General features: G+C 44.4%; 11 protein-coding genes and 1 pseudogene. 9 read left to right on the top strand and 3 right to left on the bottom strand.

Features of this window, described 5'->3' with window-relative positions; all coding sequences use genetic code 11:
* The first annotated feature begins 2 nt into the window (after positions 1-2).
* The 6 genes from CI960_RS18600 (at position 3) to CI960_RS18575 (ending at position 9,383) form a co-directional block, all read left to right on the top strand.
* Positions 3-3,179, top strand: coding sequence for a TonB-dependent receptor (locus CI960_RS18600; protein ID WP_022191823.1), 3,177 nt, complete (start codon positions 3-5; stop codon positions 3,177-3,179).
* A 12-nt stretch (positions 3,180-3,191) separates the two neighbouring features.
* Positions 3,192-4,781, top strand: a complete 1,590-nt coding sequence (locus CI960_RS18595) for a RagB/SusD family nutrient uptake outer membrane protein (RefSeq protein WP_005861411.1) — start codon at positions 3,192-3,194, stop codon at positions 4,779-4,781.
* A 111-nt stretch (positions 4,782-4,892) separates the two neighbouring features.
* Positions 4,893-6,233: a glycoside hydrolase family 28 protein gene (locus CI960_RS18590; RefSeq protein ID WP_005861413.1), complete on the top strand. Its 1,341-nt coding sequence runs from the start codon at positions 4,893-4,895 to the stop codon at positions 6,231-6,233.
* A gap of 17 nt (positions 6,234-6,250) precedes the next feature.
* Positions 6,251-7,666, top strand: coding sequence for a glycoside hydrolase family 140 protein (locus CI960_RS18585; RefSeq protein WP_005861415.1), 1,416 nt, complete (start codon positions 6,251-6,253; stop codon positions 7,664-7,666).
* Between the two features lie 33 nt (positions 7,667-7,699).
* Positions 7,700-8,878 (top strand): glycoside hydrolase family 172 protein, encoded by a 1,179-nt coding sequence (locus CI960_RS18580; protein ID WP_005861417.1) that lies wholly within the window; start codon positions 7,700-7,702, stop codon positions 8,876-8,878.
* Positions 8,879-8,999: 121 nt separating this feature from the next.
* Positions 9,000-9,383: a hypothetical protein gene (locus CI960_RS18575; protein ID WP_005861419.1), complete on the top strand. Its 384-nt coding sequence runs from the start codon at positions 9,000-9,002 to the stop codon at positions 9,381-9,383.
* A gap of 57 nt (positions 9,384-9,440) precedes the next feature.
* Here the strand turns inward: CI960_RS18575 and CI960_RS18570 are convergent.
* A pseudogene (locus CI960_RS18570) lies at positions 9,441-12,257 on the bottom strand (NPCBM/NEW2 domain-containing protein).
* Positions 12,258-12,361: 104 nt separating this feature from the next.
* On the bottom strand, positions 12,362-13,654 hold the full coding sequence (locus CI960_RS18565) for a DUF1080 domain-containing protein (RefSeq protein WP_005861421.1): 1,293 nt from the start codon (positions 13,652-13,654) through the stop codon (positions 12,362-12,364).
* Between the two features lie 410 nt (positions 13,655-14,064).
* Here CI960_RS18565 and CI960_RS18560 point away from each other — a divergent pair, with 410 nt between their 5' ends.
* Genes CI960_RS18560 through CI960_RS18550 form a run of 3 tightly spaced genes read left to right on the top strand, consistent with a single transcriptional unit; the run spans position 14,065 to position 19,110 of the window.
* Positions 14,065-17,196, top strand: a complete 3,132-nt coding sequence (locus CI960_RS18560; protein WP_005861422.1) for a contractile injection system tape measure protein — start codon at positions 14,065-14,067, stop codon at positions 17,194-17,196.
* 22 nt (positions 17,197-17,218) lie between these two features.
* Positions 17,219-17,806 carry a DUF4157 domain-containing protein gene (locus tag CI960_RS18555; RefSeq protein ID WP_005861423.1) on the top strand — a complete coding sequence of 196 codons (588 nt, stop codon included), beginning with the start codon at positions 17,219-17,221 and terminating at the stop codon, positions 17,804-17,806.
* Entirely contained in the window at positions 17,803-19,110 is a 1,308-nt protein-coding gene (locus tag CI960_RS18550; RefSeq protein WP_005861424.1) for an ATP-binding protein, read from the top strand. Before CI960_RS18555 ends, CI960_RS18550 begins: the two co-directional genes overlap by 4 nt.
* Position 19,111: 1 nt before the next feature.
* On the opposite strand, the gene CI960_RS18545 is transcribed toward CI960_RS18550, so the two are convergent.
* Complete coding sequence (locus CI960_RS18545) at positions 19,112-21,235, bottom strand: hypothetical protein (RefSeq protein ID WP_094582524.1); 2,124 nt, start codon at positions 21,233-21,235, stop codon at positions 19,112-19,114.
* Position 21,236 lies beyond the last annotated feature (1 nt).

Raw genomic sequence — 21,236 nt, 5'->3', positions numbered from 1 at the left:
CCATGAAGAATGCTACATTAAAGCAATTTTTTGAGGCTGTAGAGAAGCAAACCACATATATATTCTCTTATCGGGATGCTATAGTGGAAGGAAAGAAGGAGGTAACTTTAAACGTGACGAATCAGCCGATTCAGCGTTTGTTGGATGATGTATTGCATCAAAGGGACTTGCAATATACGATGACAGGCCATTCAATTGTCGTAACTTTAAAGACTGCAGGTAAAGTAAAGCAGGTATCTGGTACTGTGGTGGATAGTAACGGCGAACCGATTATCGGAGCGAATGTTGTTGAGAAAGGGACTACGAATGGAACGGTAACGGATATCTCGGGAAATTTCTCATTAAATATAGATGATACCGGTATTTTACAGATCTCGTATATTGGGTTTAATACTCAAGATGTAGCAGTGAACGGAAAATCAAGTTTAATGATAAACTTGAAGGAAGATACTCAAAAACTGGATGAGGTAGTCGTTGTTGGTTATGGCGTGCAGAAGAAGTCGAATGTAACGGGATCTGTGGCTTCTATTAAGACGGATGATTTTAATGATTTAAATATGGATGTGTCGCATGTTATTCAAGGACGTGTGGCTGGTGTCAATGTTTCCAATGGGAACATTATCATTCGTGGAGCGGCTTCTATCAATGGCGCGGATCCGTTGTGGATCGTGGATGGAGTGCCGGGTAGCGCTCCTAATTTTAATGATATAGAATCTATCGAGATCTTGAAGGATGCGGCTTCTACTGCTATTTATGGTGCCCGGGGAGCAGGTGGTGTGATCCTTGTTACCACTAAAAAAGGAAAGATAGGGAAACTTTCTATTAATGCGAGAGTAAACTTTGGAATAGAGACTCCGATCGATTTGCCGGATATGCTGCATACCGCAGACTTTATTGACCGGAAACTGGCGGCAGGCTTCCCTAATAATCCCAATTCCGGCTGGGATAATCCCGCTTCGCTACCAGATACAGACTGGGAAGATCTGGTTTGGCGTAATGCTTTTAGGCAAAACTATTTTTTACAGATGACAGGTGGTAATGAGAAAACTACATTTAATATGTCTGCGGAGTTCTACAAGAATCAGTTTATCGAACGTTATTCATTTGAGGATGCGGGTAATTTTCGTGTGGCTAGCCAGACAAATATAAGTAAACGTGTGAAATTTTCTGAGATCCTGACTGTTGGTTTTAATAATACGGATCCCCATTTGTATGGGCAGACGAATAATGATTATGTTTATTACCGCCAAGTTCCTACGATGGTGCCTTATGATAATACCAACGAAGCTGGTGGAGGTTGGGGGAAACATCCGGCAGGTGGTTACTACGAGGGACCTAATCATGTGGCTACACTAATGTCGCATCATGCGAATGAACGTAGGTTTTGGGCCCGGGCAAATGCGATTTTGGATTGGGAGATTATCAATGATTTAAAATTCCAAGCGAATTTCTCTGCCAATTTTGACTCCCATGCGAATAATTTGTTCTTAGAATCATGGAATTTGGGATCTTTGTCTCAACAGGATTATTACTCGAAAGATTATGGCTCCGGTTATGATTTACGTATGTTATATACATTGACTTATGATCATACTTTTGGGGAGAAACACTATGTAAAAGGTATGGTTGGCTACGAGGCTTATCGGGCGACGGCTTCTTCGGCAGGTGGTTGGAAAAACGGCTTCTTGGTTCAGCCTTCGGATGATATTAGTTTAGGTACGGGAGATAAAGATGTATCCGGAACGAAAACGGAAGGTCGTAGTTTATCCCAGTTCGCTCGTGTAAACTATGCTTATGATGACAGGTATTTGCTAGAGGCTAGTATTCGTCGGGATGGTTATGATAACTTTGGTCCAGAGAATCGGTTTGGTGTGTTTCCTTCGGCTTCTGTTGGTTGGAATGTGGGAAAAGAGAGCTTTGTAAAGGATAATATAACATGGATGTCTCAATTAAAACTGAGAGGAAGTTATGGTAAAATTGGTAACAATACAATTCCTCAATTCTTGTATGAACCTTCTTTTACGAATAATTATCTATATTATTCATATGATGGGCAAAATACGCAGAGAGGATTCTGGTATTCAAATGTTGCGAATGCTACGATTAAATGGGAAGACGTGGCCCAATGGAATATAGGTGTTGACGCAAGTTTTCTGGATAATCGCTTGAATACGACAATCGAGTATTATGATAAGAAAACTTCCGATATGCTGTATTCAGTAGGTGTGCCACCTTCTGCCGGGCCTTCTTCGGAACCATTTAGCGAGACCTCTTCTTATCGGGCTAATATCGGAAAGATAAGCAATAGAGGTTTCGAATGGATGGTTCAATGGAGGGATTCCTATAAAGATTTCAGGTATGACGTGGCTTTTACGTTGTCTACCAACAAGAACAAAGTGGTAAAGTTAAGTGACCAAGTGAATCCGATCATTTGGGCTGGAAGCGATGCGGCTTTGAATAGTTCTATTTATCGTACGGAAAATGGGCAACCGATGGGACAGATGTATGGGTATGTAGTGGATGGCATTATTCAAGACCAAGCGGAAATCGATGCCTTAAACGCTCAATCTCCGGATGGATTGTACCAACAAGCAGGTACGGCTCCGGGTGATTTGAAATATAAGGATTTAAATGGAGACGGAAAGGTGACGAATGAGGATAAGACATATATCGGTAATCCTTGGCCGGATTTGATGTATGGATTGAATATAAATTTGTCATGGAAAGGCTTTGATTTAAGTATGGGCTGGTTAGGAAACGCAGGTGTTGATGTCTTTAATAGCGCTAAGCTTTATGAAAGAAGTTTCTATGGCGACTATAATACGACTTATAAGGTATATGAGGCGTGGAGTCCGACGAACCGGGCTACTTCACATCCTCGAGTAACGAAAGAGGATCCGAATGGAAACTTCAAGAATGTCTCCTCTTATTTTGTGGAGGATGGTTCTTTCTTTAAATTGAAGAATTTACATTTCGGCTATAATTTACCGAAATCAATACTTTCTCATTTGAAGATAGAAGGTTTGAAGTTTTATATTAACTGCGATAATTTATTTATTATCACAAAGTTCCAAGGAGATCCTGAATTGGGTGGTGGATATTTGGAACGAAATATGTATTCTGTGAAACGGGCTCCCTCCACCCGCACCATTATGGGCGGTTTAAGTTTAACCCTCTAAATTAATAGGAAGATGAAGAAATTAGTTATATTATTAGCTGCTGCGTTAACTTTTAATAGTTGTTCGGATAGTTTTCTGGATTTATCAAATCCCAGTGCGTTATCTCCAAGTGTCTACCCTAAATCTATGGCGGATATGGAGACTATCGTAACTTCAGTTTATGCGAATATGGTCGCTGTGCCTTTGTATGGAAAAAGGGTTATGGCGAAAGGGACATTCTGTGTGGATCATACGGTAGATATGGCTTGGACTGGTGACGCCAACTGGAACCAGTTGGCGACCAATCAAGTGACTTCTGATAATGCTTACATTGGGACGTTATGGATTGGTTATTATAAAATGATTTCTTGTGCGAATACCGTATTGGAGCAATTGGAAAGAATCGACAAGGAGAAGTTTACGGATGCGGATTTAGCAAGACTTTCGCAGATGAAGGGAGAAGCTTTGTTTTGGAGAGGTTGGGCACACCAACAGTTAGTAGCGTTTTTTGGGGAGGGATATCCTTGCAACGGGGATGGCGATAAAAAAGGTGTACCTGTTCGTTTACAGGTAGCATCGACTCCGGATATGCTAAATATAGAACGTAGCACGGTGGCCGAGGTTTACGATCAGATCTTGAAAGATTATGAGGCAGCCAAACTTTTGCTACCTGCCGTATGGGAAGAGCGGGCGGACTATCCACGTCCAACCTCTGTTGCCGTTGCTAGTTACATCGGGCAAGCGAATTTGTATATGGGTAATTATGATGCGGCAAAGAAAGCGTTGAAAGAGGTTATTGATTCTTCCGGAAAAGAATTGCTCCCTTTCAATGAATATGCGAAGATGTTTAATGAGGATCAGGAGAAATTTAATAGAGAATCGATCTTAGAGATTAATTTCCGTAATGGGGATACTTCCGGATATTTTTGGTATGGAGAAGGTTCTCAATATGGATTGATCGCTGCCTTATGTTTCCAGAACGCAAGTGGAGATGTTGAGGCGGCCGGTTGGGGTAATATTTTCTTTCATGATGCGAATATTAAACGTTTTAATGGAGATCCTCGTCTGGATATCGCCGCTTTGCGTCCGGGAACTCCTGTTATTATGAATGGACAGCAGACGCAGGTTCTGAAATATAAGGATACGGAGGCTGACATTCAAGGTTGGAGCATGCGAAAATACAATCCGTTGAAAAGTACGGTGAATGAGTTGAATTTAGGGGTTGGTATTAATATGTATTTGATGCGTTTGGCGGATGTATATTTGATGTATGCGGAAGCTTGTCAGGCTACGGGAGATGAGGTAAATGCCCGGAACTATATGAATCTGGTAAGAAGAAGAGCTTATAATGGAGATAGTTCCCATGATATAACGGCTAGTGGAGAAGCTTTGAGAGATGCGATTCGGGAGGAACGTTTCATGGAGTTCTGCGGTGAGGGCGTACAACATTGGCAAGATGTTTGCCGCTGGAAGGTCTTGGATGAGGAGATTAGCCGTTGGTATGGAAAGACACGTGTTGGTAATCCGCATTATGATGCGAAAGATTTGTATTTCCCGATACCCAAGGTTGAAATGGAGAATAATCCGAATATGACACAAAGCATAGGTTACGAGAACGAGTAGATATAACTTGTTGAAAAGTTCATCAAAGAAAAGGAATAGGATAGTTCTCTTGGGATCGCTAATCCTATTCTTTTTTTATTCCTTTATGATCATATTAAATCTTATTGAATAATGAAGATGATAGATGTATCGAAAGTAAGAGTCTTTCGGGGGAGTCTCTTTGTATTGCTTATGCTCTTTATGCGGATAGGTTGGGCCTCAAATGATGATAGCACCTATAATATCGTGGATTTTGGAGCTAAAGGAGATGGAATAACAGACAATACCCAGTTCATCAACAGGACAATAGAAGCTTGTTCCTTGAGAGGGGGAGGAACGGTTATCATTCCGGAGGGAACGTTTTTGACAGGAAGTATTCTGCTGAAAAGTAAAGTAAACTTATTCTTAGAAAGTAATGCCGTAGTGAAAGGCATAAATAATCTGGAAAAGTACCGTTCTATATCCGATCTTAATCAAGATGAGGCTTATTATAAAGTAAAACCCCGGAATTGGAACAAGGCATTGCTTTTAGGAGATCAAGTTGAAGGTGTGTCAATTACAGGAGAGGGGGTAATCGATGGTGCCCATATTCAAGATAAAAAAGGTGAAGAAGGGATGAGAGGCCCTCATATTCTCTTTTTGTCGAGATCGAAAGGGATTAAGATATCGGGAGTTAAACTACGAAGAGCATCGAACTATGCTTTTATGAGTTATGATATTGAAAGGGCTTCTTTCGATAATCTTTTAGTGGAGGAAGGATGGGATGGGATTCATATTCGTGGCGGAAAAGATATCCGTATCCGAAATTGCCGTTTTTATACGGGTGATGATGCTGTTGCGGGTGGGCTATGGAAGAATATGGTAATAGAGAATTGCTATATGAACTCATCGTGCAATGGGATAAGGTTGATAATGCCGGCTACTGGTTTAAAGATCGTTGATTGTGAATTTAGAGGTCCGGGAAAATATCCACATCGGACTTCCGGTGAACAAAAACGTAGGAATATGCTTTCTGGGATATTGCTCCAACCGGGCGCATGGTTCCCTGCGTTTGGGGAAGTAAAGGATATATTGATATCTAGCTGTTCTTTTGATCAATTGGATAATCCGTTTCTAGTCACATTGAATGAGGGGAACCGGGGAGAGCGGATCTGTCTGGAGCATATAAGAGGTACACGTTTAATGAAAGCGGCCGCCTCGGTAGAGAGTTGGGGAGATAGTAGTTTGAAAGATGTCCGGCTTTCGGATGTTTCCTTATCGTATGTTGGAAACAAAGATCAAGAAATAGTAGGACGTACTCCCTCGAAGCCATTGACCGATTATCGTGCGCTCCCTTGCTGGGGGCTTTACCTTCATAATTTAGATCGAGTGATTTTACGGAATGTTCGGTTAGATTGTGAGAATGGGAAAGTTGGCCCAGCCTCTTGTTTCGATAATGTGGGGTCCGTGGAGATTTATAATGTAAGTTTTTAATCTTAAAAAGAATTAGTATGCAAAAATATCTTTTGTTTTGTCTAGCTTTTTGTGTATTGGGTTGTTTGGCTCAAGATTTGATTGTCCGTCCGAACGATCCTATTATTTATAAGAAAGAGGGCGGTGCCTTTTTATGGCTGGGGGATACGGCTTGGGAGTTATTTCATGTATTGGATAAGGAGGAGATCGTTCATTATCTGGATAACCGGCAAGAAAAGGGCTTTACGGTAATACAGGCTGTTATCTTATCTGAACTGGATGGTTTGGATAAACCGAATGCGTATGGATATTTGCCCTTGGTTGATAAAGACCCTACCCAAATCACGGAAGGGTACTTTGAGTTGGTGGATTTTGTGATTCGAGAGGCCGGCAAACGAGGAATGTATATAGGGCTTCTACCTACTTGGGCAAACAATGTGGTAGAGAAAGACGGAAATCCAGCATTGTTTAATCCAGATAATGCGTATACATACGGGAAAATACTGGGAACCCGATATAAAAATGAAGCTGTAATATGGATTCTTGGTGGTGATAGAAATGTGGTTACGGATAAGGAGTTCGAGATCTGGCAATCTATGGCGAAAGGAATTCAGGAGGGAAATGGAGGAACACAACTAATGTCCTATCATCCGACGGGAGAGATTTCCTCGCATTATTGGTTCCACAATGAGTCTTGGCTATCATTCAATATTCTCCAAAGCGGGCATTACCGCCGGATGGATCCGGTATATCGTTTTTCGGGTATGTATGCTCAATTGAACCCGATTAAACCGTTTGTAAACGCGGAACCTTCATACGAGGACATACCGGTTCTTTTCTGGGAATATTTTGATTATGCTAAGTTCGGGAAGAAAAAGGAGGACATAATAGGTGATAACGGATTGATTAAGGATACGACTTATTTTACGGATGGAATTTACGATGACTATGATATTCGTATGCAGGCTTATTGGACTTATTTCTCTGGAGCTGCCGGATATACATATGGGAATAACGCTATTTGGCAAATGTATAAGCCGGGTGGTAAATATCATGTACCATGCCTTACGTTTTGGGATGGTGCGTTGGATAGGCCGGGAGCCGAATGTATGCGCTATGTAAAGTCTTTGTTTACGATGTATCCGTTAGATCGTTTCCGTCCGGATCTATCCGTCCTGTTCGGAATTAATTACAATGACGCAAGCTATATCACTCCCGTTTTAGCAAAAGATAAGACTTTTATTTTAGTTTATTTGAGTCAAGGGCAGGATGTAAGAATACAAATGAGTAAATTGCGATCTTTAGGTAAAGCTTATTGGTTCAATCCGAGGAATGGGGCGAGAACCTTGATCGGACCGGTCGAGAATAAGGGAATTCGTACATTCAATGCGCCCGGAGAAGCGGGAGAGAGGGGAAATGATTGGATCTTAATTTTGGAGGCGGATGATAGGTAGACGATGTATAAATTTTAAATAATAAAAGTCATTATGAAGAAGATCAATGTTTTGCTGTTAGCCTTTTTGCTGTTAAGTTTTTGGGCGAATGCCCAGCAGTATCCTTTTAACGGGTTGGATATGAATATGGGAAACCTTTCTCGTTTGTCGAATGCGCAGAGTCGTTCGATCAGTCCGGAGAATTTTACGGGGGAGAAAGGGAAAGGAGCGATGGCTGATCCCGTGAGAGATAAGGATGTCCGGAATAAGGCGAATGCGGCCGGCCCAGCGAAAGATTTGGGGAAAGGCTGGAAAGTAAATCCTTTTATTATCGTGAAACCGGGGGAGACAGTTACCATCGCGGAGATTGATGGCCCGGGGGCTATCCAGCAGATATGGATGACTCCCACTGGCAACTGGCGATTCTCGATACTCCGTATGTATTGGGACGACGAGAAAGAGCCTTCGGTTGAATGTCCGGTCGGGGATTTCTTCGCCAGTGCTTTTAATGAGTATGCCCAACTATCTTCGTTAGCGGTCTGTGTAAACCCCGGGAGCGCTTTCAATTGCTACTGGAAGATGCCGTTCCGTAAGAAAGCACGCATAACATTGGAGAATATTAACAATGCGGAAGAGATGCGTTTGTATTACCAAATTAATTATACCTTGACGGAAGTGCCGGAGGATGAGGGATATTTCCATGCACAGTTCCGTCGTTCCAACCCGACACAAGGCTCTAGCCATACGTTGGTGGATGGAATCAAGGGAAAGGGACAATATGTTGGAACTTATTTGGCTTGGCGTGTCAATGATAACTGTTGGTGGGGTGAAGGAGAGATCAAGTTCTATATGGATGGCGACAAGGAATACCCGACAATCTGTGGAACAGGTACGGAGGATTATTTCTGCGGTTCGTATAACTTCGAGAATCAGAAAACACATCAGTACCAAGAATTCACCACTCCTTATGCGGGAATGCACCAAGTGATCCGTCCGGATGGCCTATATCGGGCTGTTACGGCGTTCGGCTTGTATCGCTGGCATATCTTGGACCCGGTTCGTTTTGAAAAGGATCTGAAGGTTACGATTCAAGATTTGGGTTGGCGGCACGACGGTAGGTATAATAACCAGAAGTCGGATATCTCATCGACTACTTTCTGGTATCAGGCGGAACCACACGCTAAATTCCCGGCATTACCCAGTAAGGATGATTTGGAGATTCCGAGATGTTAAATGGCCTGTGGTAAGATGTTAAATGTTATTTCCGATTAAACCTTTCCTTTTTATCGATGTCTATTCTTTCGAAGCGCTTCATAAACAGGTAATTTATAATAAAAGTAATAAGTAGTAGTTTATGAAAAAGGTAATAGGATTGTGTTTGGTTGTATTGTTGAGTTCAACTTCTGTGTTCGCTCGTGAGAACAGGCGTATGGACAAGCGTAAGATGGATCCGTCCGCACGTTGCGAGAAGATGATCGCCGACTTGAAGCTGGATGAGAAACAAGCGGTGGAGTTCCGTAAACTTCAAAAAGAGTATATGGAAAAGGCTCAAAAAGAACGTGAGGCGATGAAGGCTGAGCGTGAGAAGCAACGGGAAAAGATGTTGGCCATGCGTGAGGATAAGAACGCCCAGATGAAAAAAATATTGACGGAGGAACAATACAAACAATATCTGGAAAAACAGCAGCCTAAAGGGAATAAACATGGCAGAAAACATCTAGGTAACGGACGTAGATAAAGAAGTCTATAGATAGATAAAATGGCCGGGGTAGCGATTATCCCGGCCATTTTAGTTCTAATCGGCTGCTTCAACCACATACCAAGTATATCCGTTGGCAGGGATTTTAACCGTAAGCTCCACCGTATAGTCCCGGTTCAGTTTGTAGGTGACAGGCTTTTACTCTTTTTCCCGGATGCGGGCTGTTTGTGTCAGGCCGGTATAATAGAGTGGAATATGGATCGTACGGGTGATCTCTTGATGGGTCGGATTGAAGAACATGGCTAGACCTTTCTCCTTCTTGTGAGGATTGACGTGTATGAACCCGTCCCAGTCTCGTGCGTCCGGCCGGCGTAAGTGGATCATATCGCTGTTGAGTATATCGCGGTATTTCTTATACCATTGAATAACCTCGGTTACGGCCGCTTGGGTTTCCGGGGTATCATATAGGCGTGGCCCTCGATAGCAAGCTTGGACACCAGCTCCGTAATTTTGCATCATATGTGTTTTGTATTCGAACAAGTGTTCGTGGAGGGGCTCCAAGGTGGCGGCCTCTCCTCCTCCTTGATACTCCACGAGAGGAACGAAGCTCCAGCATGCCGAAGCCATCCGATCCCATGTACCATCATAATTCAATTGGCGGGCATGGATGATCTGCCGGTCCCGGGGAAGCGACCAGTTGGCTTCACGGTAACCAATGCCTGTCTTGGTAGACCCGTTCAAGAAATAGAAATCGGGAACATTGATATAAATGCCATTCTCGCACATCCAACGATAGAGATCGGTTATCTTATGGAACTGATTCCATTGGGAATCTTCCAGCCCTTTATGATAGGTATGGTGGGTGGAGGCGCATACGTCGCCGGGATAGGAGCCGTCGTGCTCGAAGCAACGCATGCCCGTACGCTCGAAGAAGGTTCGTATATGATGGAAATACTCATATCCCCAATCGCTGCACAGGCAGGGAGCGCTACCGAAACGCATGCCTCCCCGTTTGCCCGTCTTGGGATTGATAACATCCACCTCGTCGCTGATCCAACGGCTTGATAAGAGGGAGTAACATCCTAACTCTACACCTTTGCCGCGGGCGTAATCTACCAAGGATTTATATTTGGCGATATTTTCTTCCGAGATATCCTCGGCGTTCAATCCAGACCCGAAGCTGATGATCACCATCTCGTAGCCCACGGTAGCGCATTGATCGATAGCGGTACGAATAACATCCGGATCGGAAGAGGTAAGGTGCATGAAGATCGGATTCTCCGTAGCCCATGGAGCTACCGTATAATGAAAGCGTCGTTTGAACAAGCCCTTCCGTTCCCGGTCATCGCTGTCGAACGGCATCTCGTATACGCTGAAGGACTTGAACTCCTGGCCCGCCGCTAGGGTATAATCGGGACCTAGCTTGGGCGATACGTCTAATATGCAAGGCGTGAGCAAAGGATAGTTGCGTTGGGAGGTATATTCCGGATCGGCTACCCATTTCTCCGTGATATCGGTTTCCCGCTCGGTAAACTCTCCGCCACAAGCATAATCGCTTTCTATATGTATGTTCGGGAGCCTGAATTTGGAGGGATCTCCACCGCCGGGAGACTCCGGTTCGGCGAATGCCAGATATTCCAATTGAAAGGCATCGATATCTATGGACTGCGGGGTCTTGTTGGTAACCTCCATACTTTTCCGGATAACCGGGATATGATCGTATAAGTCGTAATGGAGTTCTACGGTGACACCTTCTGTTTCTTTCTCTCCTTTCAATACGAAAGTCAGTCTTTTCCCTGTGGGTACGTTCTTATTCAGTGCCCAGCGGCTTCTGGCCCATTTGATATCTTCCTGCAGCTCCTCTATGCGGAAATCCTCAATGAGAAAAGAACCGGAGCGGGTAGTCATCTGCTCGACCCATTCCATCTGGAAGTATCCGCGCTCGGGCTGGCCGGCCAGCCCGCCAAGTTCCCAACGTTTCCCGTCAATCGTCAAACTGCCTTCGCTACTTACGGCACGAAGCATACTTTCTCCGGTCATCCGGTTAAAGATATCTAGAGTGGAGAGATTGGGCAAGACACGGAACATACGTGCTACCATTCCGTTTGACAATAAGATGCTTTTGCCATCGGGAGTCGCATATATGCCGGCTTTGGATCGTGAGGGTTGTAAAAGCCAGTCGAAAGAGGTGTTTTCCAAAGGAAGCCCTTGTTGGGGCAATCGCTTGATTTTATCAAGTAATTTCTTCTCCGTACCGGATGATACCTCCGGCCCTTTCCCTTGATAGCTTGTGGAGATGATCGAGGGGATGATCTCCATATACTCTATTTGGGGCGTGATCCATAAGGCATGATCTCCGCTGGGGCCATCGTCGGTAGGCTCTACGATAAGGTCCAATATCTTTATGCCATTTAGGGGGATATCGATTGTTTTCGGGGCGTCGCCAAGTTTGACGATACCGCTGTTATAAAGCTCCTTGTCATCTCCTTTCAAGATAAATAAGACCGAGCCCGGATGTACCTTTCCGTCTTTACCTTCTAGACCAACAAATGTCTTGGCGTTTTTTCGGGTATCGAAATACATTTTCGTTCCGTCAACAAAAGGGATAACCGTGAGGCTTTTATCTGTATAATCGATATGTGAGTCGGCGATCCCGACCTGTGCTTGAAAGCGTGACGCATTCTTGTGTAAATCGATCTTGATATGGCTTTTGGCTTGTACCCCGATCACGTCATCATACGTTTTTCCTTGTATGGAGGCGGGCTCGTTGGTAACTGATTTCCCTTTGACGGCGCCACCGTAGGTTTGGTAGGATTTATTTAGGTCCATGTCCATAAGCCGGATCTCGTTCTGGCCCATGGCGTAGAGACCGGCAAATCCCGAAAGGATAGCTGTAAAGATAAGTTTATTCATAAAATCCAGTGATAAAAGAGCGTGTTATCAATGATAAAAATAAGGTGCTTCAAAAAGACTTCTTTTGAAACACCTTATTGGGTTTATAATCTAGTTTCGTTCTATTATAATGTCGTAAGTTTTAAATTACGCCAAAGAACCTTGATGCCTCCACCGTCGTGAATCTGAAGGGCGATGCGGCCTTTGCCGGCTCCGATCTTCTCGTCATTCAAGTTTACCATTTCCTGTCCGTTCAGCCAAGTCTGTACGTTGTCGCCTTGTACCTTGATACGCATCGTGTTCCAATCGCCCTCTTTCAATATATTCTCTTTCTCGTCCGGAATCTGAACCAGCCAGCCACGTCCGTACGACTCATAGATACCACCTGTATCGTGACCCTTCGGAGCTACTTCTACCTGCCAGCCGTTTACTTTCACGCCTTCCTCTACGAAAGAGCGGATGAATACGCCGGAGTTTCCGTCAGCCTCTTGCTTGAACTCTACGGTTAGATCGAAATCATCGTAATAATCACGGGTAGCGAGATAACCGTATTGTTTGTCGGGACCGCTTTCGCAGACCAATAAGCCGTCTTTTACGTACCATTTCTCCGTACCGTATGGTTCCCATCCCGTCAAATCCACGCCGTTGAACAAGTTCACTTCCTTACCGGTCTTACGGGGAAGTTCCTTGATCTTCAAGTTACGGAAAGATGCGGGATAACCATGATCTTGCAAACAAAGCACACCTTTTTTCGCCAATCCGTATTCCGGTGCGTTGGCCCATTTACCGCTATTTTTCTTAGCGTGCCAATCGTCTGTCCATGCCTCGAACTCAACGATCTTTTGTCCGTTCAACCAATGTTCCACATGTCCGTTATCGAATACGATCTTGGAGTTGTTCCATTCGCCTTGCGGATTCACCTTCATCTTGGATTTATCCGGCAAGTGCATCGCGTAATCTACGCCTAATTTCTGCCACTCTTCCAATGGCTCCGGGAAGTTCGGCTCGTCGATCAATTGATACTCCGGCCCTGTTACGTAAGGAACAGCGTATTGGGGACGCTCTACCACGTGGTACAACATACCGCTATTGCCCCCCTTGGACAATTTCCAGTCCCAAGAAAGCTCGAAGTTCTCATACTCTTTATCGGTTACGATGTAGCCACTAGCGTCGCTGCCATCACCTTTGGCTTGGATACAACCATCCACTACATGCCAAGGCTGTGTCAATGTAGTCCCGTTGTAATCTTTCCAACCATCCAATGTCTTTCCATCAAAAAGCAGGACCCATCCGTCAGCGATTTCCTCGGGAGTAAGTGTGTTTTGTTCTTGACTGGCACAAGAGGAAAACAAGGCCAGCGATACCGCACAAGAGGCTAACAAGCTTGTGGCGGCTGTTTTTTTCATTACAGATTCCATGTAAATAAAGAATTTAGGTTGATAAATTGTAACTGAATGGCAAATTTACGTAAATATCTTTGATATCTCTCTCTGTTGGAGGAAAAACGCTTCTCTCCCTAGGAAATACTTCTCCAAGAGCCTATATATTCTTTGTCGGATAAGCTCTATTTCTTAATTTGGCGGCGCTGAATTTATATTCACAGCCGCTGAATATACAAATGCCGCCGCTGATTGTAAAATCAGTGGCGATAATTTAAGAATAGAATAGGTACCGATCAGGTTTACCTATAGGTACGCATAAGTTTTATTCTGGCACAATCAACTTTTATATGTTTTTGTGGAAAAGAATCTGGATAATACTTGTTTAATCGAAGAATAATATAGATATTGCATGCATCTAATAAAGACTGAAATACCCTGCAAACCATATGATAACAATAGGCACCTTAAAACTAGATTTAGTTGCGGATCGGGAACCTTTCGTTCATGATTTATATGGTCGTTGGGATACCTTTAACCGAACCTCTTTAGAAGGGATCGTGGATGAGATTTTAAGCCGTTATGATACGGAAGATGAGTTGATCCGGATCGAGAGTTTAGATTTGGATCTAGGTGAGCTAGAAGAAGATGAATTCTATGAGCAATTCCCCCGTAGACTGGCGGAGAGACTGGACGAGACTTTCGCTTCTTATTTGCGAAGTAAAGAAGAGCATCCAGACCGAATAGCAGTTGTTCCCATCAGGCAATCTTGGCTGGAAGTATTTACCTATTATATGTCGCACGGGTATTGGCCTTGGCTGGAAGAGGAGCGACTCACCTTACCGGAGCTTCTGGATAAATTAGTACGAACATCTTCGATAGAATTAAGTCATTTCCTGCGTGAGAAGGGAAAGGCGCTTACCATTCGTAAACGTCTAGTCTTTCAATTGGATGATATCTATCAAGAACGTTTGGTACATGTGGTGGTACCCTCGGAAAGCTCGTTTATAAACGCTTATGCCCGTTTCTTGCAAGACTCTTATCCCGAGATAAAGCGTCCGGAGATAGGGAAGAATGATTACAGAAACGCTATCTGGATAATCCTATGGGGATATTTATTATCTCAGGATCAAGGCTATTTCAACCGGAAACAAATGGTGACGTACGCACTGCGGGAATTATCCGGCTATTATTCCATTTATTTTGTGGATTTACTGGGGATGCTGACGTATGATTTAGATAAGTTCGCCTCTACCCGCTTGTTCATGCCCGAGTTACTGTCGCTTTTGAAGGATATCCGGCTAGAGACATTATCGGAAAAGGAATTCACTAAAAATTTCTCTCTTTTTTCTCTGGAAGAATTGAAGGCTTTGCTCGTGCGGCGGGAGAAGAGCTTGACTTTCTTATCCGGGTATAATGAGGAACAGATTTACCTGATCGTGGAACAGGTGATCCCTGCGGAGAGTCCGTTTGTCATCGACTATGCGAGAGCGTTGGATAAGGAGAAGGAATTGGGCATGCTCGAAGGGAAAGCCGGGAATGATTTCCGGGTGCTGAAATGGGTGTTTATCTTCGAGGTTATTCTCGGTAGAAGTGGAAGCGTATATTCCCGCCATCAGTTCGCTTTCTCCGTGTTAAAGGAGTTGGCGGCGCATTATAATCTGACGGTGATGGAGTTGTTGGGATATTTTTACCGTACCTTGGCTAGTGGACTGCTAACGGCTTATCCAGCCGTTCGGGAATTGATCATTGCTTTGTACTTGAATGCTATCGATGATTCTCCCGCCGGTATATCCGTTTATTACCCGGAAGATTTGAAAGATCGGTTGTCTAATCCCGGCTTGTGCCGTTGCTTTATCCGTTTCTTGCGCGAGGAGCAAATCTATTCGGTGGTCGAGCAAACCGTTCCGGTGGAAAGCCATTTCATTATACGGTATGCCCAGACGCTGGATAAGGGGAAAGAGCAAGGGCGTTTGGAAGGAAGGGTGGGTGACGAGTTCCGGCTGTTGAAATGGGAATTTATCTTTCTGGTGCTGTTTAGTGCGCCATTGTCCGCTTTTAGCCGGAAACAATTCGTACGTTCGGTGTTGGGACAGTTCTCTGCCCATTATAATATCACGGTGCGGGAGCTGATCTCCTATTTCCATGAGGGAACACATGGGGAACATCCATGGATCCCGGAAGAGTTACGTGAGATAATAGATCTGCTGTACGAGGATATGGATAAGGAATCTCCCGAGCCTTTATTCTCTGTTTGGTTGAATGAGGAGAGGAAAGCCTATCGGTTCGGGCAATTTATAATCACGGGCCGTGCCGATGAACCGCTGGGCGATCTATTCGAGTACGTGAGGGACTTGGAGAAGACGAACCCGAAAGTCTTACTGGACCAATTACGGCAATTGAAGGATATTCCTTCATCCGGAATAAGGGTGGAAGAACCGATAGAGGCCGCTCGTATCTTCGCTTCCTTATTACTGCTTGTCATCCGTGAATACGGTCTGGCTTTTCCGAATCAGGTATCCTTGATCCAATACCTTACGAATGTAAAAGAGAATCGTACATTTGGAGATGCTGCTCGGCTGCGCTTGTTATTGCATGAGTGTATGTTGGAGAATATGGATGCGTTTACACGTACCATGGATGCTTTACTGGGCACGAAACCGGGGAAAGCGCCCGAGCTTCCCATCCGTACTGCTTTTCCCGCTATCTATCCGTCCAATTCCAAAAAAATGGAATTATTGGAGGAATTATATACAGGGGCGACTCCCGCTTTGCGCTTACTTGTAGAGGAGGTAATCCGCTTGTTTCGTCTCAATAGCTTCGGGTTGGAAGAGAACCTTTGGTTGGGGTGGTTACAGGCTCTTTCCGGCAACGTTTACCGGAATTATTCCAAGGATGGATTGTTGTTCCTCTTTTGGCAGCGTTTGAGGGAGTCTGTGCCAGAGGAGGAATTACGTAAGATCGAGACTTTTATAGGGCGACATATAACTAATTTACCTGAATTGTCAGTTTTTATATATCAACTTAAAAATAATATGAATATGAACGTTTTGAATGGCCAGTTAAAAGACCATGGCGTGTCTATTGACAATGCGGGCCTAGTGATCATAGCCGTCTACCTGCCAATGCTTTTTAATCGGTTAGGCTACTTGAGTGATGACAGGCGTGACTTTAAATCGAAAGAATGCCAAGTGAAAGCTATTTTTGTGTCCCAATGTTTTGTGACGGATGAGAAGGAAATTCCGGAGTCAGAATTATTCTTAAACAAAGTCTTGACGGGCTATGACAACAGCCCGGAACCGCTTCCTCGCTCGTGTGATTTAACCGAGAATGAATTGGAGATCATGGAACAATTGAAGAAAGCGGTACTTATGAATTGGGACAAGATGAGGCATACAAGCTGGGAAGGTTTTCAAAAAACTTTTATCCAGAGAAAGGGAATGTTAAAAATGGAAGAGGATAATTGGATGCTAACGGTCGAGGAGAAGCCTTTTGACATCTTATTAGACTCGCTTCCTTGGAACTTCAAGCTCGTTAAAGCTCCATGGATGGAAAAAATGCTTAGAGTAAAGTGGCGGTAAAATACTATTAAATGATAACATTATGAATGCGGATCGGATACAGATTCAAGAAGGACCTTCGCAGGTCTTTCAAAACCGTAAAGGTGAATCAACACAATTGATGGAAGATAATCGGGTACAATCTGTCTTGCAGGCTAAAATGGTGGAAACTATGCAACGTGACGCGATGGATGAGGATGATTTGCAGCAAGGTAAGTTCGCCGTTCAGCGGGATGTGGAAGATGAGGATGAGCTTCTTCAAGGAAAATTTGTGGCCCAACGGCAAACGAAGAACCAGACAGGGATTCCGGATTATGTAATCCAAGGCATGGAGTCTTCCTTCGGGACGGATTTCTCTTCGGTACGTGTACACCCGGATTCATCGAAAGCGCCGGAGGTTGGGGCTTTGGCATATACGCAAGGTACGGATATCCATTTCGCCCCGGGACAATTCAAACCGGATACGTCTGCCGGACAGCAGCTATTGGGACATGAGTTGACACACGTCATCCAGCAAGCAGAGGGACGTGTGCAGCCTACTACCGAGGTAGGTGGAATGGCCGTTAACGATGATTTATCCTTGGAACACGAGGCGGATGTGATGGGCGCTAAAGCTGCTTCTGTCTTATGAACGAGTGGATCGATTGGTTCCAGCGGGTATTGGATGTCTCTATTCGTTTGTATTTCCGGCAGGAGTGCGATTTATCTTCCGTCTATGATATCGCACTCCCGAAGGCAGGACCGCTTTGGAAGGCGTTGTTGCCGGAACAGGTCGATCCTACTTTCGATGAGTGGATGGTGTTGATGTTGGCCTTAATGCCTCATCTTTCTCCGCAGGTGTTGGATATTTTCTTTGTGCATAATAAGAATTTTGACCGTCCTTATACGGAATTTGGCGGTTGGAAAGGACTATCGCACGGAGGATTCTTGCCAACGGGCGAGACGGCCGTTTTCCTGTTGGCGGGCGATCGTGTGGAACGCCGTCTGGAAGTGGTTCGTCTATTTCGTGAGGAGCATTGGTTCCATATGTATCACGTCGTTGGCTTGGAAGGAGCCGGGAATGGTGAACCGTTCTTGAGCGGACAACTGCGTATATCGGAGGATTTCTTGTACCGTTTATCTTTTGAGGGAGAATATAAGCCGGACTATAATATGGGTTTTCCGGCCAAACGGATTAGTACGGCTTTGAATTGGGAAGATGCCGTATTGCCTTATTATGTGCGTGAGGAGTTGGAAGAGATAAATAATTGGATTACGGGTCATCGAGTCATCCTTTCGGACTGGGGATTGAGTCGTTTTTTGAAGGCCGGTTACCGCACTTTGTTTTATGGCCCGCCGGGAACGGGTAAGACGCTTTGCGCGACCTTGATCGGCAAGAAGAACGGGATGGATGTATATCGTATCGATCTTTCCATGATTGTCTCCAAATATATCGGCGAGACTGAAAAGAACCTTGCGAATGTATTCGACCAAGCGGAAAACCGGAATTGGATTCTCTTTTTCGATGAGGCGGATGCCTTATTCGGTAAACGAACCTCAACGAACACTTCTAATGATCGCCATTCGAATCAAGAGATCGCTTATTTGCTGCAACGGATCGAGGATTTCCCGGGAACCGTTGTTTTGGCCACAAACTTAAAGAGTAATATTGATGAAGCTTTCTCCCGTCGTTTCCAGTCTATTATCTATTTCCCGATGCCGGATCAAGACTTACGTGAGGAATTATGGCGTAGAATGCTTCCCTCTTCTTGGCTACCTGCGGATGCGGACAAAATGATTCGTATGGCAGCTACTTATGAGTTATCGGGTGGCTCCATCTCGAATGTGATCCGGCGTTGTGCCCTTCGGTTGCTAAAGCAAGACACTCCCCGGCTAGATTCCGATATCTTATCTATGGCGATCCGCCGGGAATTGAATAAAGAGGGCCGGTGGTGATTTAAGGCAACGGCTCTCTTTCCCGGTGCCCGATCGGTACGATGATTAAGAGAAAAAAGAAGAGTGGGAGCGCCAACAGTATCATTTGGGTCCATATGTCGAAAGTTTCCCGCGAGGATACGATATTGGTGATTAGGTATAATACCAATACGATCTCGGATATGAATACCAGTAATAGAGGCAAGACATATCGCTTATAATGTTGTGCCAACATGTAGAACTTACTGGATGTCATATACAGGTTGATTAGGATTAATAGTATGAGAAATAGGAATATATCACCCAATACGAAATAAATAAGCATCGGGTTGGAGAATTCCGTATTTGCCAGTTGCGCCAGATCATCGGAGCAACTGGTGAGTTGCTCGCCTTGCGGAAAAGGATTTAGCAAATAGAATAAAGAGTTGAAAAGATTATCTAGTAAGGATACCTCGCATTCTTCCTCATACATGACCATCTTGAGTACTGGTTCTTGCTTATTCTCTCGATTTTCGCAAGTAGTTACAGGAACGCCCATTTCATCGTAATCGACAAAACAAAGGCGGTCTACCAATTGGTATTTCAATAGAATGGATAGATAACCGATATGCTTTTTCTCCTTGATAGGGAATATGACATTTAAATCGTAGTTTCTATATATTTTATTACCCATCACACAAAAGGAATCAATTACGAAACTGGTGGACTTCACGAATTGTACAAGTTCTCTCCGGTTCTCCAGCTTAAAATCGAAATCAGGGAAGTAAAGAGTCAAGCCGTTGAGTTTCCGGAGAGACGGGTTCCGGTTGATCGTGCCGGTATCCTTTGTGAATAAGTTATTTAAAAGAGCCATCTGGGATTCTTTCGATCTTAGGAAATCATTCGTCGCTTTTGAGTTTCGGAATAGGACCAGCAAATCGACAGGCGTATCCGAATAAACGGGCATATCTACCAGACACTCCTGTTGTTGCCAGTCGCTTACTTGACTAGGTTGCCCGCTTTCTGTATCTACTACATACCCTAGATATTCCATCCGGCTGAATTTCCGGATAAGGCCTGCCGGTAATTGCTCGTATACGGATTGCAACCAATACGGCACGATGGGAAAAGCTCGTTGGTTGTATTGACTTAGGCGTTCGGATAGGCGTTCGGTTTCCGATGATGCGCCATCTACCTTGAATACGGGAATACTGCAATTTCCCTTTTTCTTTTGTGTGGCGATCTCTTCTTTGCTACGTTTATCGAAATAACAGAAGAACGTACGAATCGTGGAGGGACGCAGCTCACGCACGGATAGCAACCAGTTCTTTACGGCTTGCGTGTAAGTGGTGTCGTAAACGAATGGGATGAAATCGGTTTCCCGGTATCCAATGGCGTCTTCTTCCCAAGGCGTGATGTTGAGGGCGATGGAAAGGGGAGCTTCTTTGATGAAAAACTCAATCGTTCCGCTTCCTCTGATGGAGGGATTCTCGTCCGGATTATCCAGAACTCCTGTAACGTCTTCTGTCCATACGGGGCAAATGATATAGCCTTGTTTATCGGAGTTGAGCAACGATTGCATATTATCCAGATCTCCGGTTTTGCCCTTGAAGAAATACATATTCTCGACGGTAGGGGGAGGCAATATCCTTTCCGGTTCTCTTTTATTGAAATAATACCACAAAGCTTGCGTTACTTTGACTGGGCCGGGCATTGCATCGAAGAAGCGGAAGAGAGAATCTGCGTTGGCCTTATTCTTGGATGCGGTTAATAACTCGTTTCCGAACAACCAAGGTGTATATGCACATTGTTCCACATGATCTGGTAATAAGGAACTCGGGGACTGTAAATAACCCAAACGCAATATCGCTTGGTTCGCGTCCGGATTTATTACGAAAGTGAAAGCGTTCCCCAATTCAGCGGGATAGACGATATAACTGCATTGCTCCGTTAAGATACGCTGGGTGATCGAGTCCATAAGAGCTTGATAGGAGACGATCGGGGTACGAATCTCTTCCAGTTCCAATTCGGTCCGCTCTCCTAAACTCCGGAAATAATCCAATCGCTCCGAGAGACTTCTTTGGGCGTTAACGGCTTGTGCCATGATTACATGAAGTAATAAGCCCAATAAAATGCCGTGGTAGGTAGTTCGATATCTGGTTGACATA

Origin of the sequence: Parabacteroides sp. CT06 (assembly GCF_002257605.1) — a bacterium.
GTDB classification, from domain to species: domain Bacteria; phylum Bacteroidota; class Bacteroidia; order Bacteroidales; family Tannerellaceae; genus Parabacteroides; species Parabacteroides distasonis.
This window is presented reverse-complemented; position numbering and strand designations above follow the sequence as displayed.